The following is a 25,934-nucleotide window of genomic DNA, read 5'->3' on the forward strand; positions in this document are numbered from 1 at the left end:
TTTTTATGCGTGTTCTTTTTACACATCTTCTCTCTGATGATTATGAATATCATCAGTGCTGGTTTGTTTTGCTAGAGAACTATCAGGAAAGCTGTCAAAATAGCCTTTAGTACACATTAATGATGATCAATAGTAAAAAGGATAACCCGATGGCGACGCGTCTGATAACGATGATGGTAATGGCAGCTGCGAGTGTATGGACGCTAACAGGCTGCGATAATAACACCGAAACCCCTAACCAAGCATCTAAAACAGCGGCGACCGCATCAGACTCGTCAATACCAGCAGCCGATGAGATAGACTGGTCGCTAGTCGATAGCGGGACAAAGCCTGCCGATCCCACCAACTATAAGTATCCATTTGCAATCGATAGTCAAAACGTCCGTGACTATGCAGAGTACTTCGATGTGGACGCGGCGACAGCGCAGCACAACCTCACTATCAGTATGGCAAGTAACGAAGCGCTATCCAAAGCCTTGGATCAGCTGAGCGAAACCTATGTCTCACATGAACTGACCGATGGTAACGAGATGACACTGGTCATTCATACCACACCCAATGTCGCTGCCAGTCGCTATGACTATGTGTTATCAGACGACTTTGCCAAAGGGTTGATATTACCTATCGTGATCAAACCAGATGGCAAAAAAGGGGATGCTAAGGCGCATGGGGAAATGACGGAGTAGCTCGATGTATTTATTATGCATCATCAAACCATTTGATTATAATAAAGCGCGAATCAGCATATAACCACCCATACCGAACATCATGACGTTTTCGGTTAAAGAGATCGCGCCCAGTGGGACATTACTATCGCCGCCGACGCAGGCGCATTTTAGCTCACGCTTATCGATATAGACGGCTTTAATAACTGATACCCCGCCTATCAAACCAATGATAAAAGCGACCAGACCCGCAATCGGATTGAGCCAAGGCTGATCGGCAAGCATAGCGATACCGGCAAACGCTTCTAAAAACGGATACACGTAGGCGTAGCGTACCACGCGGCGTGCTATCAAATCATAACCCAAAAACCCAGTGGTAAACCCTTCTAAATCCTCAAGCTTTTTAATCGCCAATACACACATGGAGAGCGCGACAAACCACATAAGCGCTTGTATCGAAAAGACACTAACAGCAAAAGCCCAGCATAATGCCAGTGTCATGAGTGCGGTAACAGCAAATATCGCAATAATGGGCGCGTAAGTGGTGTCGTCTGTCTCGGGTTCGTGATTACCCAAAAATACTTGCAGATCATCATTGCCGCCAACACTCTTGCCATCGATAAAGGTCTGCGGCGTGGTCTTGACCCCAAGCGTGTCTTTGACCAATGTATTCTCATCTTGGGTCGTGATATGGCGATCGATGATATCGTAGCCTGCGTGCTTGAGCGCATCGATTGATTTGAGGCCAAACGGACATAGGTGGTCTGGCATCACCATCCGAAAGATGACGGCAGACTGCCCGCCTTCTTTGCCGATATGCTCGCCTTGTAGAGTGTCGATGAGATGCTGTACTTGCGGACTTTGGCTACTATCTATAGTGTCGGTATTAGATTTATTATTAGTATTGTCTGCCATAACGCGCTCCTTACGTTTTGCTTATTCGCTGCTTGATCATAGTTCTTTTATGACTGTGACTATTATCTTATAAGCATCGGTAAGCGCGATCTGAATCAGTCTTGTTAACTTTGTTAGGTTTAATGATAAGTGGTGGGTTTTTCGGAGGTAGGCTGGTGTTCAGACTATAGTTGAATACTGACTTTGCCAAAGGACTGGTATTACCCATTGAGATCAAGCCTGATGGTAAGAAAGGTGAGTCTAAAGTTAATCCGCATGAGGAATTGGTGGAGTAGGTTTTTAAGTATATGAGATTATGGGTGTGGAAAATTAGTAATTTGTAGGGTGCGCCTCGCGCACCAAAGCATAAATAGGAAACAATAGATTAAAAACCTTTATCTATGCAAATGATTTAACGTTCAGCGATTTATTGAATAATACTTTTAATTCCTAAATAAAGTTCTTAAATGGTACGCGGAGTGCACCCTACTCGACTGTTTTGATCTCTTTACCTATGGCTTTTGCCCAGTAAATAATAGCAAGCTGTTCAATATCTGCTGCACTATAGCAAACATCATAAATATCAAATGAATACTCTCCATAGTTTGATTTAATTCCACTACTCTCTTCGTTCACTACTATCTTCAATAGAGCATGTGAAAGTGTCCGTTTTTCATGAATATCTTCAATCGACTGCCATGGTATATCTAACGTTTGATTGGATTTAATAATTTGTAGTTTTTCTGGTAAAAACCTAAGAGTAGATATTGATACTAATGGTATTTTGTTTTTTTCTTCATCTTTGCCTACTAGATAGCTGAGTATTGCTATGCCAATCGGTATCACTGTCCATATAATGTCAGAAGGAGCAAATGGTTGATTTGTGAACAAGGGCATTAGCCATGCGATAATTAGTTTTGTGCTCAACCATATCATCGATGCAAAGATAGCTATCGTCAATAAAAGTCCAGAGTTGTACTTTTTCGCTACAAATTCGAAACTTGGTAATCTCGATTCAGCCTGAGTATTAGCACTTTTTAAGTGTTGCATGCTAGCACTGATGTCTATTTTTTGAGAGTTGACTGACTTAAATATACCTAACCATTTCAAATAACTCATGACTAAGATAAGTAGTAGTAAAAACGATAAGCTAATACTTCCGGTTAAATATTCGACGCCCACACTTATGCAGGCGATGACAGCTATGTGACGCATTAATTGAGTATAAGTGTAGTATGTCATGGCCTTCCGAAATTTTGATAAAGGTGTTAGTAATTTAAGTCGTAGGGTACGCCTTTCGCACCAACGCATAAATAGGAAACAATATATTGAAAAACACTTATCTATGAAAATGATTCAACGTTCAGCTATTTATTGAATAATACTTTTAATTCCTAAATCAAATTTTTAAATGGTGCGCTGGGCGCACCCTACCGCTAACCTCAGCCCTCAACCAACGCCAAAAACTCTTCCTCACCCACTATCTTAATGCCTAGTTTCTCTGCTTTGGTTAGCTTAGAGCCTGCCTTATCACCTGCCAGTAGCGCAGTGGTTTTTGCCGAGATGCTGCCTGAGACTTTTGCGCCTAGTGCTTGCAGTTTGGCTTTGGCTTCATCACGCGCCATGCTATCGAGCGCACCCGTGATGACCCATGTTTGCCCATCGAGTGGTAGCCCTTCTGAGGCGACCTGCTCGACTTTATCCCAATGCACGCCAGCCGCGCGTAATGCGGTGATGACTTCGATATTGTGCGGCGCGCGGAAGAACTCATAGGTCAGCTCAGCGGTGATTTCGCCAACATCGGGCGTTTTTATCAAGGTCTCAATACTGGCGGCCATCAGACTATCTAAATCACCAAATTGCTGCGCAAAGTTCTGTGCTGTGCCTTCACCCACACCGCGAATACCCAGCGCATAGATAAAGCGCGCCAATGTCGTGTGCTTGCTGGCTTCGATAGCATTAATGATATTCTGGACCGATTTTTCACCCAGTTTTTCAAAGGTGACCATCTCATCCGCATGATTGTGCAACTGATAGATATCAGCAACCGTTTTGATAAGGCCATGCTCAAAGAAGCTAATCAGCCAGCGCTCACCAAGCCCATCAATATCCATAGCACGACGTGAGACAAAGTGAATCAGCGCCTCAGTCTGCTGCGCTGGGCAATACAGTCCGCCTGTGCAGCGTGCCAATGCCTCATCTTCTGGTAGGATGACAGGCGAATCACAGACAGGACAAGTCGAAGGTAGGGTCACAGGTTCAGAGTCGGCTGGGCGCTGCTCGTGCCAAACGCGGGTGACCTTGGGGATGACATCACCTGCACGGTGCACGCTAACCATATCGCCTGCGCGCACGTCCAGACGCTGAATCTCACCAAAGTTATGCAAGGTGACATTGCTGACGGTGACGCCGCCGACTTTGACGGGTTCGAGCTTACCGACTGGGGTGATTTGCCCTGTCCGTCCGACTTGCCATTCGATATCGTTGAGACGCGTCATGACGGTTTCAGCAGGAAATTTATAGGCCGTCGCCCAGCGCGGCTCACGGGATAAAAAGCCGAGCTGCTGCTGCAAGGCAAGGCTATTCACCTTAATCACCATACCATCGATTTCAAATGGCAAATCGGCACGACTTTCTATCACTGACTCATAATAAGTCTGCGCGGCGCGTGGATTGGCGACCACTTCTACAGCGCTGACGGTGAAGCCAAGCTCGGTGAGCCATGCCAGCGCCCCTGACTGGGTGTCTATACTTTCAGGCAGTCCTTGATTGACCGAATAGCCATAAAATGCGAGTGGACGACTAGCGGCTATGGCGGGATCAAGCTGACGTAAGCTACCAGCAGCGGCATTGCGTGGATTGGCAAAGGTTTTACCTTCGCTCGCCTCGCTAAGTCGATTGAGACGCTCAAACCCTGCTTTTGGCATCAGCACTTCACCGCGCACTTCTAACAGCTCGATATCAGCCGCATCGGCGATCCATAGTGGTAAATTGCGAATGGTTTTGGCATTTTGGGTAATGTCCTCACCCGTCTGCCCATCACCGCGCGTGACCGCTTGGACAAATTTGCCATGCTCATATTTTAATGAAACGGCCAATCCATCAAGCTTTAGCTCCATCTCGTATTCAGGGTTTTGCTGCGAGTCGCTCAGGCGATCATTGACGCGGCGCATAAAATCGCGCAAATCATCATACTCAAAGACATTACCCAAGGACAACATTGGAATATCATGCGTGACTTGGGTAAAGGCCGATAGCGGCATATCGCCGACTTGATTGATTGGGCTATCTGGCTGCACTAAGTCCGGATATTCTTCTTCAATCTCAAGCAACGAGCGGCGCAATTGATCGTATTCACTGTCTTCTAAGATTGGATTATCTAGCACATAGTAGGCGTAGTTGTGCTGTTTGAGAGACTCGATAAGCGTGCGCATTTGCGAGACAATTTCTGCATTATTATTGGTGCCGTCATTGGCCGAACTGGCTATATTAGATGTTGCACTTTGCACTTGAGCAGATAGGTTTTTAGAATTATTTGATAAGGTAGCGTCAGTCATAGTCGGGGTCTTTTTTGTCATTCAAGATGACGATATGATAACAAGTTTACAGGATACTCGGATATAGCCAATCCTATATAAATCAGCTACTGTGTCAGGCTCGCTCAGTCTACTATGTGTAGTACTTTCCCCCGCCTTCCTTGTATCTAAATTATCTTGAACCGACTCTAAATTTTTTCAGAAACTATAGCCCATTAAAAAAGGCAAATAACATGAATCGCTATTTGCCTTTTTAACACTCTATAATTGTTTTTAGCAGTTGATTTACTTAGCCTTCGAGCTATTCGCCTTTAAGCTTTTAGCCTTCATAATCACGAACTTGATTACGTAGCTGCTGCTTGTATTCAGACGTGATTGGTTGGTTCTCTTCATCGAGCATAATCGCGTCAAGATCGCTTGCCATCATATAAGCAATGCTCATCATGCTATCGAAGCTGCGCACGGCTTGAGGATGTGGCAATGATAAAAACATAACGATGCCGTTATACGTGTTGGTCGCGACACTATGCGGATCAAAGGGCGCGATACCACTGTCGGTGATACCCATCATACTAAACCACAGCATACCCGTGCCGTCTTTTTGCTCGTAGCGATGGAACATATTCATCGCGCCATAGCGTAGACCATATTTATCAATCAATGCTAGCAGATCATGACCACGGATAATCGCGGTTGGACGATCGCGATATTGGTGCGGCAAGATGGTGATATTGATGTTGTCTTTGGCATTGATCAAGGGGCCGTTTTGCGCATCATCGCCTGACTCTGATAAATGCTGATCCAGTATCGGGCTGTTGTTGTCGAAGCTTGGCTCTTCTGCCGTGTCAATCGATGGCATCAAGCTATCTGTTGCCGACATGAGGCTAGAGAATGCATCAGGCTCTTGCTCGATATGCATCTGCTCAGCCGCCTCTAAAAACTCAGCGTTATCAGCGCGACGTTGCTCTTCTTGCCAGCGCGCATAGTCCTCATTGTCGACGACGTCATGATCTTCATCTGCCATAGTGTCACGCTCAGCAGTCAGCTGGGGATCGACGTTAGTATGAGTCTGCGTCAATGGCTCTTCTTCAACGACCGCATTCAGATAAGTGCGGTCAGGGCCAATGCTCGTCTCGCCAGCAACCGTATCATCAAAGTCTGGCTGATCAACGATATTGCGCTCATGACGCGGTATGATGGGAATACCGTTTTTATCATAATTGACCGCAGCAGCTTCAGCACCATTACGGCGCTTAAAACTGCGAATGACCATAAACAGCCCTGCGAGCACGATAAACGCGGCAATGGCAATCAATACAAACTGAATAGCGGTCATGATAAATACATCCTAGTATATATAACAAAAGGGAATACACAAACGAGCATAAATGGCAATATTCTAGCATGGCTGACCCATGTCGTCACCACATTGTGTACTTTATAACCAGTATGCTGGACTGAGGTCAAGCTTATTTGTATTTATGCCGATGGATTGATTATATTTGCATCGCTTTGATTCTCATAGCGCTTTTAATTTTGGCTTTTTTGGTCTTAGCTCTCTACATAACGCGCGGCTTCATCAAGCGACACACTGACTAGGGTAGAAATACCTGCGCTTGGCATGGTGATGCCTTTTAGCTCATCGGCAATCTGCATCGTCAGTTTATTATGACTGATAAAGATAAACTGCAAGTCATCTGCCAACTCATGAATGAGGCTAGTAAAACGCGCAACATTGGCATCATCGAGCGGCGCATCGACCTCATCAAGCACACAAAACGGTGCGGGATGCTGCTTAAATATCGCAAAAATCAAACTCAATGCGGTCAGCGTTTTTTCACCGCCCGAGAGTACGGCTAGGCGGCTATTGCGCTTGCCTTTTGGCTGCGCCATCAAGGTAAGCCCTGCCCGCCATTGCTCCGACTTTGGCGTATTGGCTGGCATCTCGTCTGTGTTCAGTGTCAGACTGGCTTGCCCGCCGCCAAATACTTTAGCAAACAAATTGGCCAGCTCATTATTGACCGCATCGAGCGTCTGCATAAATAGCGTCTTGGTCGTCTCATCGATCGAAGCAATCGCTTCAGTCAATGTCTGCATACTGGCGGCGATATCAGTGGTCTGCTGCGCAAGTGGCTCCAAGCGCTCATTGACCTCGGCCAACTCCGCGACAGCAGCAAGATTGACAGCGCCAATCTTACTTAATTGCTGCGCAAGCTTGGCGCGCTCGGACGCAAGCTCAGCGATTTTGTCTGGGCGCACACGGCGATCATGAGCGATAAAGTCTGCCAGCAAGTTTGAGACACTCATGGTTTGTTGAGGCTGTTCTGCTTTCGTTTTGTACTTCTCACTCACTTGAGTATAAGCATCTAGAGCGCTTTGTGTATGTGAACTGGCATCCTCCAAACGCGCGGCACTTAATGCTAACTCAGTTGCATGCTGTGCAAGTTCGCTTTGCTGCGTCTGCAAGGTATTTTGCAACGTATCAAATGCCGTCTGCTGCTCAGCATACGCTTGTTTTAGTGCCGTGAGCGCGCTATCACGCTCACTCAATAACGCTTGCTGCTCATCGCGCGTTGTCTGTGCGCTATGCAATGCGGCTTGCAACGTTGGTAATGTGCTCTGCTGCTTATCATGGCGCGCCTGTAGACTCTGCTCATTCTCTAATGACTTGTCATATTGCTCGGTTGCACGAGCCAGACTGCTAACGCTATGCTCTAGGCGCATCTCATGCTGCTGAATACGTAGCTGCAGTGCCTGCCAAGCCTCATCATCGGCTTGACGTGCGCGGTGTAGCTCGCTGCGCTCAGATTGTAATTGCTGATTGGTCGCTCGTGCTTCTACTATTTGCGGCGTGAGTGTGGCGATCTCGCGTTCGATATCCTGCTGCTCATGAAGAAGTGTCTGCGCCTCATGCGCAAGCTCTTGCTTTTCTTGCTCAAGCGTCACTTTGTCAGCATTTAGGCGTTGGCTGTCTGCTTGCAAGCGCTCAGCGTTGGCGCGATCGGTCGTCAGTTGCTGCTGGTATTTATGCTTATCACGGGTTAATTGCTCAGCTTGGGCGCGCGTTTCTTCCAAACTGACTATCAACGCATCATAATCGCGCTGGTGTTTTGCGATGGATTTTTGCTGATTGTCGATGCTCAACTCTAGCTCACCGAGCAGGTCCTCTAGCGTTTGCAAACGCGTGCGCTGCGCCAAACGCTGGGTGAGAAACTGACTGCTGCCCTCGCTTTGATCGTCTTGCGCGCCCGCAAGTTTGCTCAAGTTTAATGTGCCTTGACAACTAATGACCCAACCATCAGCAGTCAGTAGAAGCGCTGATGACGGTAATGACTTTAAGACATCGGCAAACACGTTAATATCATGCTCACTAGTAGACTCAAACTGTGCTGTGTATAGATAACACTGCTGCCAAAGCACAAGCGCAGGCTGCGCAATCAGCTGTGATAATGGCAACACTTTATCAGTTAAGCTCTCTGGTAAGTCGCTGATAAAGGCACTGTCTCTGGTTTTATTTTGCTTCGCAGCCAACCATAGGCTATGACCCGTTGCTAGTGTTTTGTCTTTTGTACTGGCTGAGGTGTTTTGTATGGTTTGATAAGTCAGTAAATCAGTAACATCATCTTCAAGTGTTTGCCACAAACTCAAACTATTGGCTTTTTGATCCGCATCATTCACATGATCAGCACGTGCTGAATTGGTGTGGCTTGCAATTAATACATGGCTATCTAGCCATAACGCTAAAACACTATCGAGCAGCTGTGCGTGCGCTTGCCCCTTCGCGCTCAGTTCAATCTGTTCACGCAGCGTCGTAATAGCCAATTGCTGTGTATTTACAGCGCCACTATCGGTGTTATTTGTTGCAGCTGCTTTGTTTTGAGAGTTTGATATAGGTTTTGGATGCAATATCTGATGCAAAGTGTCGTATTCACCTGCGAGTAGTGCATGACGTTTTTCATCATCGCTCAGCTCGCGTTGCTGCGTGTTCAGTCGCTGCTGCAAATGATGCGCTTGCGGCTGTATCTCAGACAGACGTTCATCCACCCCTTCTTGCTGACGCTCAATCTGCTGTAGCTGTTTGCTCAGCTTAGCGACTTGCTCTTCTAGCACCTGATGCAAGTCTTGCTCGTCTGCTGCCTGACTTGCATCAGCACTGGCACTAACAGCATTAGTATTATCAGATGGCGCTATAGACTGCTGCAATTGCTGCCAGAGGTTTTGCCAATTTTGCTCGCGGCGTTGCCACTTATCATCGCTTTGCTGGTGACGCTTTTGTGCTTGAGTATTAATCGCCTGCTGCTGCTCAAGCGTACGTGCCTTGTCTTGCAGACGCGACAGCTGGTTTTGTGCGTCATGCCATGCGCGCTGCAATGGCTGCTCATGACGCTTGTGGTTATCACGCTTGTCGCTCAGCTCAGCGAGCTGTGGGCGTAACCTCTCTAATGCTTGCTGCTGCTCAGCTTGTTCAGTGTTAAGCCGCTCAATATCAGCGAGTGATTGCTGGCGCTGCTGCGCCAAGTGAGACAGTTGCTGCTCAATGGCTGCCAGCTGTGCAGTGGCATCACTCAGTTGATGCTCAGCGTTTTGGTAGCCCAGCTGCTGCTCGTAATGCGCGCTTTGGGCATCATCTTTGAGCCATTGCTCTTGGTTAATACGAGCGGTGAGCTTGTCTTGTTGTGCCTTTAGCGTGTCATAATCCGCTTGCAATGTTGACACTTCAGCCGTACTGCGCTCATGTATGATTTTTTGCTGCTGATGCTGCTGCTTGGCCTGATAGAGCTGCTGAATAGCAAGCTGCTGCTCAATATCAGCCAAGCTGAGAGAGATCTCCTCGTAACGCTGCGCGCTCGCTGCCTGTTTAGACAGTGCCTTTTGTTGGCGCAGCAGCTCGCTTTGCATATCGTGCAGACGCGCCAAATTATCTCTTGTCTTTTCAAGCTTTTTTTGTGTCTCTTCGCGGCGAGCCTGATAGCGCGAAACCCCAGCCGCCTCTTCGATAAACTCACGCAGCTGCAAAGGACTTGACTCAACAATCCGCCCAATCATGCCTTGCTCAATGACCGCATAACTACGCGCACCCAGCCCTGTTCCCAAGAACACATCGACCACATCGCGGCGACGACAGCGCGTACCATTGATAAAGTAATCCGAGCGCCCGTCTTTATTGACCTGACGGCGAACGGACAGTTCTTGGTACAAGTTAAGCTCATGGCGAATGCCCGTTTGCTCATCTTGGGTATGCTCAAAGGTCAGCTCGACACTCGCCACACTCTTGGCCGCTTTGTCTTGAGTACCAGCAAAGATGACATCGCTCATCGCCCCGCCACGCAGCTGCTTGGCAGAGGTCTCACCCAGCACCCAGCGTATGGCATCAATCACATTGGATTTGCCGCAGCCGTTTGGCCCGACGATGGCAGTGATGCCATGACGAAAGGTAAAGGTCGTTGGGTTGGCAAAGGACTTAAAACCTGCCAGCTTTAGAGATTTTAAACGCATGAATAGTCAATAGATGTGGCGAAAACAGGCGGCTATTCTACCTGAAATTGTCGTGAGTTTTTAGGATTAAACGTCTAAGTGCATAAACGATTTTGCCTTCAGGCTTTGATGAAACCCTCGTAATAGTTTTTGCTCCACTTGGCTGACATTGTTTTCTGTTAGATAGCGATCATTGAACGCAATCAATGCTGACCACGTGATACTGGCCACTTGTAGATGATCAACAATATCTAACAGCTCTGGTCTTAAGAGATGCTGATATTTCTTGGGTCTTTTGTGACACAGTGCCAGCTCTCGGTCGGCTAAGCGCTGTTTATTGTGCTCTAGCTCACTGCCACCGATGAACAGCAGTAAAAACTTGGCACCTTTATTGATAAAGCCTTTTTCGAGTAAATGCTCATACATCACACAGTACTTGAGCAGCTGATCTGGGTTTTTTCGACCATTAAATTTCAATTCGTTTGCTACCAGCACATTCGCCTGATGGTTGTAGGCCAAGTTGTCCATATACATCGCTTTTAGCTCGGTGCTTGCCTCAAACAATCCACTATTGCCATGTGTCGACCACGACCCATTTGGCTCAAAGGTGATGAATTGCTGATAAAATAAATCTAAATAGGCGTCGCTACATAAACTTAAAAAGATATCGAACTCTTTATTTAGATACTCTTCAGAAAAGAATTTTACGCGGCGCACAGCTTCTCTAGGATGACAGATGCCAACTCTTTGGGATGAATAGGTTTCTAATTGCTCCGTGTCATGCATTTTTGCGTTGAGCTTTTTGATAATGGCGTGTTCAATCTCTTCTACACTTTTGCCTGCTAGCTCAGGCTGGGTAGCCCACTCAATGATTTGGCGTACATATTGCTTTTTGGTGATTCCAAGAATTTGCTTGGGCTCCCACGCCAAAAATTCTACCATATTGGTAAGACCAGTTGTCCATGATATCTGGTCTTTTAAATGACTCACCGAGCCAAAGACACGGCGATATTTTTCTGCTGCTTTCATACTAATAATGTCTCATGGTTTACATACTAGGTTTATTCTATTTAACCTTTCTTCTGCTTTGATTAAAAATACAATCGTAGACGCTGTCATGTGTAGCACATACTGAATAAGGTGTTCAGGAACTTCTATCTCATCATTACCTTTGCCATGACCACTAAGTTTATTTCGAGGTGTACCTATGCTTGAGATAAGCATATTACCTAATGAATTAAAATGATCAGTCCAAAATTTTGGTATCAGTTCATTAGCTAGACAACAATCAATAAGCCTCTTTGAAGTATCTTTTTTGCCATATTCCCAATCATGTTTATCTAGTATGATTTTCATGGTACTTTCAAATGCTTTAAGACAATCTGTTAGAGCGGCATCGTAACGACCATGACGATAATGTTCGTGGGCGTTTAAAAACTCTTCTTGAGCACCTCTGTATGTAGGGTTACTTAATAACTGTAAAGCGGGTTTGACCGCTTCAGCATGAATAAACTCAGAGTCCACTCTAACGATTTGACCGTTTTCATATTGATAACCTACACCGTTTTCAAGAAATCTATGATTTAATTCATTTATAGTGTCATCTAAATTTATGTTGACTTCACGTCTATTTTCTTTAGAGAATTTTGATATTGTTTTCATCATCAGTTCTACTACACTTAATGCCTTTTCCGCACACTCTTCCTCCAAAAAATATTTATAAATACTTTCAAAATAAATAATCAGCCCTTCTACGTTGCTATCATCTTCATTCAACTTAAAAACACCAGTTTCCTTGCATAATATTTTGTAGCAATTTTTTAAGTATTCACGATTTAGGGTTAATTGACTCCAATTAATACCAGATTGATCTTGACCTATTGTTTCGTTCCAAATATGAACAATTTGTATAGTCAATTCCACCTAAAAGTGTTATAAACTAATTATCAAATTCAATTGTTATTATAAAGACCATGACTTACTCACTAGATTTTCGTATGCAAGTACTAAAAAGCTTAGACGAGGGTATGACCTTTGCCGAGGCGGCTGAGTTTTATAATCTGAGCCCAACCACCATACAGAACTGGAAGCGGCGTATTCATAGCAAAACAACCAGGCAAACCAAACCCTATAAAATACCAGATGACGTGCTACTTAATGATGTCAAAGAACATCCCGACGATTACCAGTATGAGCGAGCACGTCGTTTGAACTGTAGTAAAACAGGCATTCATCATGCCCTAAAACGGCTTGGTATCAGTCAAAAAAAAGACCTTAGAACATCCAAAAGCCTGTCCGATTAAAAGAGCGATATATCACAGTAAGCTTGATATCTTTAAACAACAAGGCTATCCCATTGTTTACATGGATGAAAGCGGCTTTGAGTACGAGACTATTCGCTCTCATGGGTACACATTAATTGGTACACCTTGTATTGATAGCTACAATTGGCAAGGTAAAAAGCGAACCAACGTTATCGGTGCTCTCTATGAAAAGATGCTGTTTGCACTAGATTACTTTAAGCACAACATTAACAGCAGCATATTCTACAACTGGTGCAAACAAACCCTAATCCCAAGTCTTAAAACCAAATGCGTGATTGTGATGGATAACGCTCGATTTCATAAGAAGAAGCGCATTCAAAAGCTACTGAATAGGCATGGTCATCGTATTCTATGGCTGCCACCGTACAGCCCTGATTTGAACCCTATTGAAAAGAAATGGGCACAAGTAAAGTTTCTACGCCAAGGCTGGTTGGAAAACGACTTATCCAAGTTGTTTTATGATGTTTGTCCTAACCATAACAATTTTATTTTGAACTGACTATACTTTTAATTTGTTAGGCAATTCTTCGTACTGGTAAACGTCAGGATATTCGCCTCGAATTCTTTTCTGTCTTTTATGGAATAATTCGGTAATAGCCATATTGAACCCTCAATTTATTATTAGTAACTAATTCACTACACCAAAACTAAATCACACCCAATCCACTTAATAACAACTGCCCTCCTGCAAATATCAATAATACGCCAAACGCGCGCTTGAGCATCAAGGCAGGCAATACATGAGCAAGTTTGGCACCCACTTTTGCCATTGCAAAGCTCGCCACCGAAATACACAAAAATCCTATGACATGGACAAATCCGATGGTGCCCTCAGGCAGATTGACCACATCTTGACCAAACCAGGCAAATCCAGCCGCGCCAGCCAGAGCAATAGGCAGACCACACGCCGCCGACGTACCGACCGATTGCTTCATCGGCAGCCCCGCCCAGTTCAAAAACGGTACGGTCAAACTACCACCGCCAATCCCAAAGATAGAGGACGCCATGCCAATGCCCGTACCAGCGCCAAACTGTACCCCAGCAGGTGGCAGCGGTTTGCCCACTTGCTCTTTGTTAGAAAAGAACAGCATTTTTAGCGCAACCAATAGCGCGCCAACACCGATGATGGCTTGTAGCGCCTGACCATCAATCATATCTGCGATACCAGCGCCGACCAAACTCCCCGCCACCAAGCCGAGCGCCATCTTGCGCCACACTTCCCAGCGGACACCGCCGCGTTTATTGTGAGCCGTCAGTGAGCTGATCGAGGTCACAACAATGGTCGCAAGAGACGTACCAATAGCTAGGTGTGTCACCACCTCTGGCGAAAAGTCATAGGCGGTAAAAATCCAGACCAGGGCGGGGACGATAATCATGCCGCCGCCCACGCCAAACAAGCCTGCACTGACACCTGCAAACGCCCCTGCAATCACAAACCACACATATAACATCATAGAACAAACCTTTTATAATACTGGCCTAGGGCGTGTTGAACATTCGACCATGGCACTGACAGCGACTATTTTTTAGGCGATTCGATGTTAAAAATAATAAGTTTAGTCACTCTAAGCGCTTATTTTTAACAATGAAGCGGCAAAAAAGAGTCCTGTCCCCTGCTTTTTATCGTTGGGGCTGATGCTAAAATTGCCCCATACTGCGTTACAAATCTCGCTTAGGCATCTGCATTATCGTCGCTTTGTGCCTTGTCTGGAACAATTTTAGCAATCAGCAGTGCCTATTTGCGAATGTTCAACACGCCCTAGTATTAATTTTATTGCCTACTTACTGGTTTCTTAGCGCACTTAACTGTATTTGCCAAATCTCAACGTGACCTTTATTCTGTCTTTGGTATGCTGTCTTTGGTAACCGCTTAGTATATCAAAGTTTCCTTTAACCACATCGATTAAACTTATGTCACCACTCACCAATTTTTCTCCCGCTTTATCCGAGCTTAACCACCGTCACGTTGCCAGTAGCACCTCGACCAATAGCGAGCTGATCGCAGCACTGCAAGATGGCACGCTAGATGCTGCTACCGTACACGTCTTGACCGCAGAGACGCAGAGCGCGGGACGTGGACAACATGGGCGCTCGTGGCAGTCACCACGCGGCAATGTCTACCTGTCGTTGTACCATCCGGTGCATATGCCAGTTAGTGGGCTACTGTCTTTGATTATTGGTCTTGAGCTGGCAAAAATGCCTGTTATCCAAACCGTAAATGAACAACTACAAGCGCAAGGTCTGACGCCAATTGGGGTGAAATGGGCAAATGATTTGGGGTTTTATCAGAGTCAAGCCAGTCATCATTCTGAATTGGCGCACTCTGCACCCGACGGTTCAGCTTTAGACAGCGCCATCTCACTTCAGCGCACATTGCCCTTTCAAAAACTCGCTGGCATCTTGATAGAACCCGTGACCAAATCTGGCAAGCTGGTTGGTGTGGTACTAGGCATTGGGTTGAATGTAAAAGCTGCGCCAACGCTCACCGCGCAAACCTCTGAGGGGATGAGTTATCAAGCGATCAGCTTACAGGACATCCATGAGTTGCTACATCCAGAAGTGGCAGCTGCCACGAGCCTGCCAGACTTACAAACATTGTATCAGCAGATGAGCAAAGCACTGATGGCAGCGATGATTCGCTTTGAGCATTTGGCCATCGAAAAACCAACGGGGCATACCTATTATTTAGATGGATTTTTGCAGCAGTTTGCAGCGATGGATGCGCTAGCCGGTCTGCGTTTACGTGTTACCCAAGACTATAATAATGAGAAAAAAGTCATGACGGGAGTCGCTTGCGGTGTCGACACTCATGGGTGTTTGCAATTACAGCAAGATAACGGTAAGATTTCTACGCTTTTTACTGGGCGTATTGACGTTATTTATTAGGGACACGCCCTAGGCTTAATCATAACACTGACGAGCACCATCATTAACGAGCGCTATATAAAGGGATTTTTATGCTCTGGCTTGATCTTGGCAATACCCGCCTAAAATACTGGCTGACCGACGATATCGGGCAGATAGTCTCACATGATGCCAAGCAGCATCTGCAAGCACCCGCTGAATTACTCATGGGTCTGACTGACCGCTTTGAGCGTTATGCGCCCGATTTTATTGGTATCTCATCCGTACTGGGCGATGCGCTCAATGCCCAAGTATCAGAGACGCTCAGTCGTTTGAACATTCCATTTGAGTTTGTCCATGTTGATGCCGCGCATGCGCTTATGAAAAGTGCTTATAATGACCAGCAGCTCGGCTGTGATCGCTGGCTACAGATGCTAGGAGCCGTCGATAAGAAAAAACGCCAATGCGTGATCGGCTGCGGTACGGCAGTGACCATTGACTTGATTGATCACGCTGAGCATTTGGGTGGTTATATCTTCCCCAGTATTTACCTACAACGCGAGTCTCTGTTTTCTGGAACCAAGCAAATCACCATCTCTAACGGCACGTTTGATAGTGTTAGCCAAGGCATGACCACCCAAGACGCGGTGCACCGTGGCATCTTGCTCTCTATCGTTGGTGCAATCAATGAGATTAGTCGTCGTCACCCAAACTTTGAAGTGATCATGACAGGCGGCGATGCGGCCACTATCTCGCAGCATGTCAATCGCCCCGTACGCTTGCGCGATGATTTATTATTAAATGGTCTGGCACGGTATTTTGATTATCGTAATAAGTCATAATCCGTCATAGATAAGCCAATATCATACTGTCACACTGACAAAAAAAGCAGCACGTTTAAAGCGTGCTGCTTTTTTATTAGATACTTTTCTCTTTTATAAGGTCAAAGCTTTGCTAGCTACTGTTCTAACCCTTTTTTATTTGGTCTCGTTAAACAGCTCACGACCGACCAGCATACGACGAATCTCGCTAGTACCTGCGCCAATCTCATACAGCTTAGCATCGCGCCAGTAGCGACCGAGTGGATACTCGTTGGTATACCCATTACCGCCAAATATCTGAATGCCCTCACCTGCCATCCATGTGGCTTTTTCGGCACACCATAAAATCACACTAGCACAGTCTTTTCGCACTTCTCGGCTGTGTCCTGCGCCGTGCGCGTCTAGCATATCGAGGTTTTTACCAACGGTGTATAAGAAGCTACGACCTGCCTGCAAAATAGTATACATATCAGCCGCTTTGCCTTGGATTAATTGAAACTCACCAATTGCTTGACCAAACTGCTTGCGCTCATGGATATAAGGGACGACATTGTCCATCACCGCCTGCATGATGCCAATAGGACCTGCGGCTAATACGGCACGCTCATAATCTAGGCCACTCATGAGTACCTTAACGCCTTCATTGAGACCGCCCAAGATATTGTCGCTTGGTACGATGACATTGTTAAAAGTCATCTCACCCGTATGGCTACCACGCATGCCAAGCTTATCGAGCTTTTGCGCGGTACCAAACCCTTCCATACCTTTTTCTACGATAAAGGCGGTCATACCTTTGGCACCCATTTCAGGATTGGTCTTGGCATAGACCACCATCACATCCGCATCAGGGCCATTGGTGATCCACATTTTGCTACCGTTCAAGATGTAATTACCGTCTTTTTCTTCGGCTTTGAGCTTCATGCTGACGACATCTGAACCAGCACCGGTCTCACTCATTGCTAATGCACCGATGAACTCGCCGCTGATGAGTTTTGGCAAATATTTTTGTTTCTGTGCTTCAGAGCCGTTGCGTTTGATTTGGTTAATGCACAAGTTAGAATGCGCACCATAGCTAAGCGCCACCGATGCCGACGCTCGGCTAATCTCTTCCATCGCCACCATATGAGCGACATAGCCCATGTTGGAGCCGCCATACTCTTCAGGGACGGTAATGCCATGTAGACCCAGATCGCCCATCTTTTGCCACAGATCCATAGGGAACTCATCACTGCTGTCGATCTCGCTTGCACGCGGGGCAATCTCATTGGCCGCAAACTGCTGTACGACAGCACGTAGCGCGTCAATATCTTCGCCAAGCTGAAAATTCAATCCAGGTAAACTCATGACCATTCCTTGTTTTTTAGTATAGTCAATCAATATTAAAAGTGGTACAAGGCAGACGAGTGTAAGTACTACAGTAGTAGGCTAAACGAGTCTAACGCTGTAACACTTTAATAGTGGTTCGACTATATTTCATTTTTACGATAATTTTTTAAGACTGACATTTATTAATCAAAGCCCGTGCCACGTTTGAGCCATTTGGACGCTTTAAAAACCCACTAATACGCTCGCCTGCCACGACCAATTTTTCCAAATCGATACCCGTGCTGATACCCATGCCATGCAGCATATATACCACATCTTCGGTCGCGACATTGCCCGTTGCGCCTTTGGCATACGGACAGCCACCGAGGCCTGCGACTGAGGTATCAAATTCGCTGACACCCATTTGTAATGCCGCTAGGGTATTGCTGAGTGCTTGACCGTAAGTATCATGAAAGTGACCTGATAACATGGCAATATCAGCATACTCAAGCGCTGCTTGTAGGGCACGCTGTACTTTGAGCGGCGTACCCACACCGATCGTATCGGCAATGCCAATCTGCTCTGAACCAATCTCAATCAACCGCTTGGTCACGTAAGCGACTTGGCTAGGGTCAATCTCGCCTTCATAAGGACAACCAACGGTACAAGAGATAACGCCGCGTACTTTGATACCTTGCGCTTTTGCCGCAGCGGCAACGGGCGTGAAACGCTCAATACTCTCATCGATACTGCAATTGATATTTTTTTGGCTAAAGGTTTCGCTGGCTGAACCAAAAATAACAATTTCATCAGGACGGTAGGCAATCGCATTGTCAAAGCCGCGCATATTGGGCACGAGTACTGAGTAACAAACGTCCTTCTGCCGCGTTGGCGCAAGCGCATCAAGCAATGCGCTGTTATCGCCCATTTGTGGCACCCACTTTGGCGAGACAAAACTGGTCACCTCCAGTTTTTTAATCCCTGCGTCAATTAAATCATTGATTAAGGCTTGTTTAACCTCGGTCGGTACCGTCATGGATTCGTTTTGCAATCCATCACGCGGACTGACATCGACGATGGTGACATGGCTTGGATACGAGTGGCTCATGCTTATTGTCCTTTTCTATTCGCTTTCACTATCGATACGCAGTAGCTCATCACCATCAGCGACCAAATCACCTGCTGCAAATAATAGTTCTGCTACCACACCATCATTTGGTGCGGTAATGGTATGTTCGATCTTCATGGCTTCGATGACCGCAAGTGGTTCGCCTTTTTTCACAGTATCGCCAACAGCTACTTTGAATGCAACGACTTGCCCTGGCATCGGTGATTTTAGGCTGCCGACTGCTGCTGTGTCTTCACCCACATGCGCCATCACATCAATTAAGGTAATCTCATCGCATCCGCTATCTGTGAACACATAAACTGTCTCATTACTAACCCAGCTCTGCGCACTGATACGTGCACCCTCTAACCATAAGGTATGATTGTGCGCATCACTGCTATCATAGCTGACTTGGCCTTCATAAACCGTTTCAGTCTGAGCGGCGACATTGATATTGCTATCATCCTGCGTGTTCGCGACTTCTTTACCAATGACAAGCGCAAAGCTACTGAGATTGTCACCGCCCTTTTTGCGTTCAGCGCCACTCACATTGTGCCAGTTACTGATACGAGCATAATAGGACTGCTCATTATAAATGAGGCTAAATGAGCGAGTGTAATCGCTATAAGCACGGAATCCTGTCGGTTTGCTAAAGGGGTCGTTGTCGATCTTTTGTAATACGGCTTCACTCGCAAGCTGCTGCGTAATAGCCGTCACCACAAGCGTCGATAATCCAAGCGGATGCTGATCAAATAGCTTGTCCTGCTCGCGCTCTATCAGCGCCGTATCAAGATTGGCGTTGTTAAATGAGTCGGTATTTAAGATATAACGCAAAAATGCCACATTATTTGGTAGACCGACGATACGCGTCTGCGCCAATGCACGATCGAGTCTCGCCAACGCTTGCTCGCGTGTGGGTGCGTGGACGATAAGCTTGGCAATCATAGAATCGTAGAAGGGACTGATGACATCACCCTCGCGTACGCCATCATCGATACGCACATCAGCGCCGTTTTTATCAATGACAAAGGTGCTGTGCTCAGGCTTCTGATAGGTAAACAACGTTCCCGTCGCTGGTAAAAAATTATTGTCAGGGTTTTCAGCACAGATACGCGCTTCGATCGCATGACCATTGATCGTCAAATCGTCTTGCGATTTTGGCAATGGCTGACCCGCAGCGACCAACAGTTGCCACTCGACCAAATCCACACCAGTAATGGCTTCGCTGACCGGATGTTCAACTTGCAAGCGCGTGTTCATCTCCATGAAATAAAAATTCATCGTGCCTTCGCGCTGCTCCACAATAAACTCAACCGTGCCAGCGCCGACATAATTAACCGCACGCGCCGCCTCAATTGCAGCCGTACCCATCGCTTCACGCATGGCCCTATCGACACCCGGTGCTGGCGCTTCTTCCAATACTTTTTGATGGCGACGCTGCACGGAGCAATCCCGCTCAAACAGATGCACATAATTGCCATGCGTATCGCCAAATACTTGGATTTCGATATGGCGTGGTTTGAGCGCATATTTTTCGATCAACACTTGATCATTGCCAAAACTGGTAATTGCTTCACGGCGGCACGAGTCAAGCAAGTCAATAAAATCACTGCTTTGCTCAACGATACGCATGCCTTTGCCGCCGCCGCCTGCACTCGCTTTGATTAAGACAGGATAGCCAATATCATCTGCTTGCTGCTGCAAAAACTGGGCGTCTTGATTGTCACCATGATAGCCGGGTATCAGCGGCACGCCAGCGGCCTCCATCAAGCGCTTGGACTCAGATTTGCCGCCCATGGCGCGAATCGCCTCAGCAGAGGGTCCGATAAACACCAAACCAGCCTCTTGGCAGGCCTGTGCAAAATCGGCGTTTTCACTCAAAAACCCATAGCCTGGGTGGATGGCCTCAGCACCTGTTTGCTTGGCGATGGCAATAATGGCATCACCTTTGAGATAGCTGTCTTTCGGTGCCGAACCGCCTAGATAGATCGCTTCATCACAAACCGCCACGTGCTTGGCTTCGCGATCAGCATCAGAATACACCGCGACGGTACTGACGCCAAGACGCTTGGCAGTTGCGGCCACTCGGCAAGCAATTTCACCACGGTTGGCAATTAGAATTTTAGAAAACATAACTATCCCTGTATCTTGTCATTATTATTTGACGTCTTGTCTATTTGTCCGTTTATCTATTCGTTTATCGTTAGTTTGCTGTCAACCAATCAGGCTTGCGCTTTTGCAAAAATGCTTGCACGCCCTCCTTTCCTTGTGTTGATGCGCGAATATCCGCAATACCTTTTACCGTATCAGCAATCAGCTCATCAGTGATGGGCGCGCCAGCAACATCGTGTAATAGCTGCTTGCAGGTTTTGACCGCATCGGGGCTGTTTTTAACCATTTTGGCACAAAGTGTCGTGACCTCATCATCTAACCATTCTTCGCTCACGCGCTCATGGATAAAGCCAAGCTGACGTGCTTTTTTGGCATCAAACACCTCAGCACTTAAGAAGTAACGCTGCGCAGCTCTAGCGCCCATCGCTCGGATGACATAAGGACTGATGGTCGCAGGTGCCAAGCCCAAGCGCACTTCGCTCAGGCAAAAGTTGGCAATCTTCACAGCGATGGCCACATCACAGACGGCAACGAGACCCATACCACCTGCATAGACATCGCCTTGTATTGCCGCAATCGTCGGCTTAGGACACTCATAAATTGTCTTAAGCATTTGCGCCAATTTATCCGCATCCGCTAGATTCTCTTCATAGCTATAATCCGCCATGGCGCGCATCCAATTAAGATCAGCGCCTGCACAGAACGCTTTGCCAGCAGCGGCTAACACAATGACACGTACGTCATCGTCAGCACCAAGCACAGTGAAAGCCTCTGTCAGCTCGGCGATCATCTCGTCATTAAAGGCATTGCGTATCTCGGGACGATTTAACGTCACGGTAGCGACGTGTTGTTTTATATCGACTAATAGACTTTTATAATGATTACTATTTTTTGATTTTGCTTCTTTCATAACTTTCTCTATGTTCCTATTTATATGTCTATGTAAATACTTAGCCCAACGTTTGGGTCATCCATCATAATGCTCATATAAGAAAGTAAGATGTCAAAACCCGATGTTGCGGTAGAATCGTATTTAAAAAGATTGTCGCACCACTCTCTCATCACGAGCAGACCTTAGCGCTTACATTCTAAAGACACCAAAAGTCGTCTCTTCAATCGGTGCGTTATAGGCAGCGCTCAGTCCCAATGCCAATACATGACGGGTATCAGCAGGATCAATCACGCCATCGTCCCACAGGCGCGCGGTGGCATAATAGGGATGACCTTGCGCTTCATACATTTCACGAATTGGTGCTTTAAATGCCGCTTCATCTTCCTCACTCCACGCCTCACCCTTGCGATCAAAGTTATCACGTTTGACCGTTGCCAGTACTGACGCTGCTTGCTCACCGCCCATGACAGAGATACGGGCATTTGGCCACATCCACAAAAAGCGCGGACTGTAAGCACGGCCACACATACCGTAGTTACCCGCGCCAAACGAGCCACCAACGATGACGGTGAATTTCGGTACTTTGGCATTGGCAACTGCCATCACCATCTTGGCACCGTGACGAGCAATGCCTTCGTTTTCGTATTTGCGCCCAACCATAAAGCCTGTGATATTCTGCAAAAATACCAATGGAATTTTGCGCTTACAGCACAGCTCGATGAAATGCGTGCCTTTTTGCGCCGACTCACTAAATAGAATGCCGTTATTAGCAATGATACCCACAGGCATCCCTTCGATATGAGCAAATCCACAAACCAATGTCGTGCCAAAGCGCGCTTTGAATTCATCAAAGGCACTGTCATCAACGATACGGGCGATGATTTCTTTGATATCAAATGGCTTGCGCTTGTCCGTTGGAATAACGCCGTACAGCTCTTTGGCGTCATAACGTGGTGGTCGCGGTGTGATTTGATTAGGAATGTGTTTGGCAGGGCGATTCAAATGACTGACGATGTTACGGGCGATTGATAACGCATGCGTGTCGTTTTGCGCTAAGTGATCGACCACGCCTGATAGCCGCGTATGCACATCACCGCCGCCCAAATCCTCTGCACTCACCTCTTCACCCGTTGCAGCTTTTACCAGTGGCGGACCACCCAAAAATATCGTGCCTTGCTCTTTGACAATGATAGATTCATCGCTCATGGCAGGCACGTACGCACCACCAGCCGTACAGCTACCCATGACCACCGCGATTTGCGGAATACCTGCCGCACTGAGGTTTGCTTGGTTAAAAAAGATACGGCCAAAGTGCTCTTTATCAGGGAATACGTCATCTTGGTTGGGTAAATTAGCACCACCTGAATCAACCAAATAAACACACGGCAAATGATTTTCTTGCGCAATCTCTTGAGCGCGCAAATGCTTTTTGACTGTCATTGGGTAGTAGGTGCCGCCTTTTACCGTGGCATCATTACAGACAATCATACACTCAATACCATTGATACGACCAATACCGGCAATCACGCCAGCCGCTGGAATCTCTTCGCCATACATGTCATGCGCTGCCATCGGTGCTACTTCCAAAAACGGCGTACCCACATCAAGCAAACGCTCAACTCGCTCGCGTGGTAGTAGCTTGCCACGTGCTAGATGCTTGGCACGGGCGCGCTCTGAGCCACCTTGGGCGACTTTACGCAAGTGTACATACAAATCATCGACGATCGCTTGCATCGCCGCACTGTTTTGCTGAAAGTCGCTTGAGTTTGGACTCAGTTTACTGGTTATGATAGCGCTCATGATGTCCCTTTTCTTTGATACATAGATACGTAAATGCGAGTAGCTTTTATATGAATGATCCAACTGCTATTTTTTAAGTATGACCCACATAGTTCATCTTTAGTGTTTTAGAGCTGATAAATAAGCTTACGACAAACCCAACTCTTCTTTCATTTGCTCAATAATTTTATACTTTTGAATCTTGCCCGTGATGGTCATTGGATACTCAGTGACAAAGCGATAGTAAGCAGGCACTTTATAATGAGCGATGTGCTCGCTGCAGAATTCACGGACTTCCTCTTCCGTCAAGCAGCCCGGCTCTTTAGGAATAATCCATGCTGCGAGCACTTCACCATAACGCTCGTCGGGTATGCCAACGATTTGCACATCGCGAATCTTGGGATGACGATAAAGGTAGTTTTCGATCTCAACCGGATAGATGTTTTCACCACCGCGAATCACCATGTCTTTACTCCGGCCGACGATTTTCACATAGCCGTCTTCATCCATCGTTGCCAAATCACCCGTGTGCATCCAACCATCTTGAATGGCTTCTCGCGTTTTAAAACGGCTACCCCAATAGCCCTTCATCACGGAATAACCACGCGTGAGTAGCTCGCCAGTCTCTCCGATAGGCACAATCTCGCCCGTCTCGGTGTCGATCACTTTTACCTCAAGTGCAGGCTGTACCAATCCTACGGTCGAGACTTGCTTCTCAAGAGGGGTGTACTCATTGGTCTGGCAAGAGACTGGACTGGTCTCTGTCATACCATAGGCAATGGTGACTTCACTCATGTGCATCTTGTCGATGACGCGGCGCATGACCTCAATCGGACAACTAGAGCCTGCCATGATACCTGTACGCAAAGTGGATAAATCAAAGTTTTCAAACTCAGGATGATCAAGCTCCGCGATAAACATCGTCGGTACGCCATGTAGACCCGTACATTTCTCTTCTTCAACCGCTTTTAATACCGTCAACGGCTCAAAGCCATCGTTTGGATAGACAATACAACCACCGTGCGTGAGAATCGCGAGGTTACCAAGCACCATGCCAAAGCAATGATACAACGGTACTGGAATGCACAGTCTGTCGGCTTCCGTGAGATTCATGGCCTCACCAATGAAGTAGCCGTTATTAAGAATATTGCGATGGCTTAAGGTTGCGCCTTTTGGTGTGCCTGTCGTGCCACTGGTGAACTGCACGTTGATGGCATCAGTATTTTTGAGCTGGGCTTGACGCTCGGCCACGCGTGGATCGTTGGCGTCGCCTTCCGCCATCCATGCAGAGAACTTTTGCATAAAACCAAAGACCTCATCAGAGTCTGGCTCATCAATCCAAATGATACGTTCAATCGTTGGAATCTCAACCAAATCAAGCTGGGTATAATCTTTATGGTAAATCTCAGGACAGAGCTCACGAATCAAGCTGGCATAGTCACTGGTTTTAAAATGGCGCATAAGCACCAGTGCTGAGCAGCCGAGTTTGTTCAGGGCATATTGCAGCTCAAAGGTACGGTAGGCAGGATTGATATTGACAAGAATAACGCCGACTTTTGCGGTGGCGAGTTGCATCAGCAACCATTCAGCATTGTTGTGTGACCAAATCCCGATGCGATCACCAATCTCAAGCCCCATCTCAATCATGCTACTGGATAGCTGATTGACCTGCTGCTGTAGCTCACGATATGTCCAGCGAATATTTTGATGACAGACGACCAGCGCTTCGCGCTCAGGATATTTGGACACAATAGCATCAAAAAAGTCACCGATGGTCGCTTCAATCAGCGGTACATCAGGACCTTTATCATAGCTTTGGGTGAGCGGCGCATTTGCTGAGCGTGCGCCCATATTGATACTAGGGATATTATCCAAAATAGCGTCAAAATCAACGTGAGTCTCATCGAAATTAGAGTTTTGAGTCATAACGAGTCCTTTCGTTTTACTTTTTATAGTATTTATAGATAGTGCTGATTAATCGCTGGCGAGCAAACCTTCTTCCTTGATTCGGTTTGATATAGCATTCAACTACTATAACGCTATAAATGAAAGCATGTCAACAATATCAATACGGTATGTATCATTTAATTGGATATTCGATATTCATGCTTAGTAAAAAGTAACATAAAATCATGGCAGGTTTTTGACATAAAAAAGCCAGCCCCATCATAAGGAATGG

At 46.5% G+C, this 25,934-nt stretch carries 19 protein-coding genes; 5 read left to right on the plus strand and 14 right to left on the minus strand.

From position 1 onward, the window contains the following. Nucleotides 1-149: 149 nt before the first annotated feature. The gene (locus tag HL061_RS06445; protein WP_071002310.1) at nucleotides 150-686 is read left to right on the plus strand and encodes a hypothetical protein; all 537 of its coding nucleotides are present in this window, start codon (nucleotides 150-152) and stop codon (nucleotides 684-686) included. 36 nt (nucleotides 687-722) lie between these two features. Here HL061_RS06445 and HL061_RS06450 read toward each other — a convergent pair whose 3' ends face one another. The 7 genes from HL061_RS06450 to HL061_RS06480 form a co-directional block, all read right to left on the minus strand. Then, on the minus strand, nucleotides 723-1,580 hold the full coding sequence (locus HL061_RS06450) for a MauE/DoxX family redox-associated membrane protein (RefSeq protein ID WP_156770978.1): 858 nt from the start codon (nucleotides 1,578-1,580) through the stop codon (nucleotides 723-725). Between the two features lie 465 nt (nucleotides 1,581-2,045). Continuing rightward, complete coding sequence (locus tag HL061_RS06455; protein WP_143007400.1) at nucleotides 2,046-2,801, minus strand: hypothetical protein; 756 nt, start codon at nucleotides 2,799-2,801, stop codon at nucleotides 2,046-2,048. A gap of 200 nt (nucleotides 2,802-3,001) precedes the next feature. Beyond that, on the minus strand, nucleotides 3,002-4,993 hold the full coding sequence (ligA, locus tag HL061_RS06460) for an NAD-dependent DNA ligase LigA (RefSeq protein ID WP_227517201.1): 1,992 nt from the start codon (nucleotides 4,991-4,993) through the stop codon (nucleotides 3,002-3,004). Nucleotides 4,994-5,414: 421 nt separating this feature from the next. After that, the gene (locus HL061_RS06465; protein ID WP_071002312.1) at nucleotides 5,415-6,431 is read right to left on the minus strand and encodes a cell division protein ZipA C-terminal FtsZ-binding domain-containing protein; all 1,017 of its coding nucleotides are present in this window, start codon (nucleotides 6,429-6,431) and stop codon (nucleotides 5,415-5,417) included. Between the two features lie 215 nt (nucleotides 6,432-6,646). After that, nucleotides 6,647-10,591, minus strand: coding sequence for an AAA family ATPase (locus HL061_RS06470; protein WP_252962635.1), 3,945 nt, complete (start codon nucleotides 10,589-10,591; stop codon nucleotides 6,647-6,649). A gap of 66 nt (nucleotides 10,592-10,657) precedes the next feature. Then, the gene (locus tag HL061_RS06475) at nucleotides 10,658-11,599 is read right to left on the minus strand and encodes a hypothetical protein (RefSeq protein WP_240365892.1); all 942 of its coding nucleotides are present in this window, start codon (nucleotides 11,597-11,599) and stop codon (nucleotides 10,658-10,660) included. Nucleotides 11,600-11,611: 12 nt separating this feature from the next. Beyond that, a complete protein-coding gene (locus HL061_RS06480; RefSeq protein WP_071002315.1) occupies nucleotides 11,612-12,487 on the minus strand; it encodes an STM4504/CBY_0614 family protein in 876 nt (291 codons plus the stop codon). 56 nt (nucleotides 12,488-12,543) lie between these two features. Here HL061_RS06480 and HL061_RS06485 point away from each other — a divergent pair, with 56 nt between their 5' ends. After that, nucleotides 12,544-12,873, plus strand: coding sequence for an IS630 transposase-related protein (locus HL061_RS06485; RefSeq protein WP_071002316.1), 330 nt, complete (start codon nucleotides 12,544-12,546; stop codon nucleotides 12,871-12,873). Further along, nucleotides 12,821-13,393, plus strand: a complete 573-nt coding sequence (locus HL061_RS06490) for an IS630 family transposase (protein WP_156770979.1) — start codon at nucleotides 12,821-12,823, stop codon at nucleotides 13,391-13,393. The genes HL061_RS06485 and HL061_RS06490 overlap by 53 nt, the downstream gene beginning before the upstream one ends. A gap of 148 nt (nucleotides 13,394-13,541) precedes the next feature. Here HL061_RS06490 and HL061_RS06495 read toward each other — a convergent pair whose 3' ends face one another. Then, on the minus strand, nucleotides 13,542-14,345 hold the full coding sequence (locus HL061_RS06495) for a sulfite exporter TauE/SafE family protein (RefSeq protein ID WP_240366480.1): 804 nt from the start codon (nucleotides 14,343-14,345) through the stop codon (nucleotides 13,542-13,544). A 460-nt stretch (nucleotides 14,346-14,805) separates the two neighbouring features. Here HL061_RS06495 and HL061_RS06500 point away from each other — a divergent pair, with 460 nt between their 5' ends. Together HL061_RS06500 and HL061_RS06505 are read left to right on the plus strand one after the other, a co-directional pair. Continuing rightward, on the plus strand, nucleotides 14,806-15,780 hold the full coding sequence (locus HL061_RS06500; protein ID WP_252962636.1) for a biotin--[acetyl-CoA-carboxylase] ligase: 975 nt from the start codon (nucleotides 14,806-14,808) through the stop codon (nucleotides 15,778-15,780). Between the two features lie 71 nt (nucleotides 15,781-15,851). Further along, nucleotides 15,852-16,580 (plus strand): pantothenate kinase, encoded by a 729-nt coding sequence (locus tag HL061_RS06505; protein WP_071002319.1) that lies wholly within the window; start codon nucleotides 15,852-15,854, stop codon nucleotides 16,578-16,580. A gap of 135 nt (nucleotides 16,581-16,715) precedes the next feature. Here the strand turns inward: HL061_RS06505 and HL061_RS06510 are convergent, their stop codons facing one another. The 6 genes from HL061_RS06510 to HL061_RS06535 all read right to left on the minus strand — a co-directional run bounded on the left by HL061_RS06510 (nucleotide 16,716) and on the right by HL061_RS06535 (nucleotide 25,681). Next, nucleotides 16,716-17,903: an isovaleryl-CoA dehydrogenase gene (locus tag HL061_RS06510; protein ID WP_071002320.1), complete on the minus strand. Its 1,188-nt coding sequence runs from the start codon at nucleotides 17,901-17,903 to the stop codon at nucleotides 16,716-16,718. 148 nt (nucleotides 17,904-18,051) lie between these two features. Next, nucleotides 18,052-18,972: a hydroxymethylglutaryl-CoA lyase gene (locus HL061_RS06515; protein ID WP_071002321.1), complete on the minus strand. Its 921-nt coding sequence runs from the start codon at nucleotides 18,970-18,972 to the stop codon at nucleotides 18,052-18,054. 15 nt (nucleotides 18,973-18,987) lie between these two features. Then, a complete protein-coding gene (locus tag HL061_RS06520; RefSeq protein WP_252962637.1) occupies nucleotides 18,988-21,105 on the minus strand; it encodes an acetyl/propionyl/methylcrotonyl-CoA carboxylase subunit alpha in 2,118 nt (705 codons plus the stop codon). A gap of 70 nt (nucleotides 21,106-21,175) precedes the next feature. Further along, nucleotides 21,176-21,994 (minus strand): enoyl-CoA hydratase/isomerase family protein, encoded by an 819-nt coding sequence (locus HL061_RS06525; protein WP_240365886.1) that lies wholly within the window; start codon nucleotides 21,992-21,994, stop codon nucleotides 21,176-21,178. 171 nt (nucleotides 21,995-22,165) lie between these two features. Beyond that, nucleotides 22,166-23,776 carry a carboxyl transferase domain-containing protein gene (locus HL061_RS06530; RefSeq protein WP_071002324.1) on the minus strand — a complete coding sequence of 537 codons (1,611 nt, stop codon included), beginning with the start codon at nucleotides 23,774-23,776 and terminating at the stop codon, nucleotides 22,166-22,168. A 126-nt stretch (nucleotides 23,777-23,902) separates the two neighbouring features. Continuing rightward, complete coding sequence (locus HL061_RS06535; protein ID WP_071002325.1) at nucleotides 23,903-25,681, minus strand: AMP-binding protein; 1,779 nt, start codon at nucleotides 25,679-25,681, stop codon at nucleotides 23,903-23,905. Nucleotides 25,682-25,934: the final 253 nt, after the last annotated feature.

This window comes from Psychrobacter sp. PSP, from assembly GCF_024085615.1.
In the GTDB taxonomy this organism is placed as follows: Bacteria; Pseudomonadota; Gammaproteobacteria; order Pseudomonadales; family Moraxellaceae; genus Psychrobacter; species Psychrobacter pacificensis.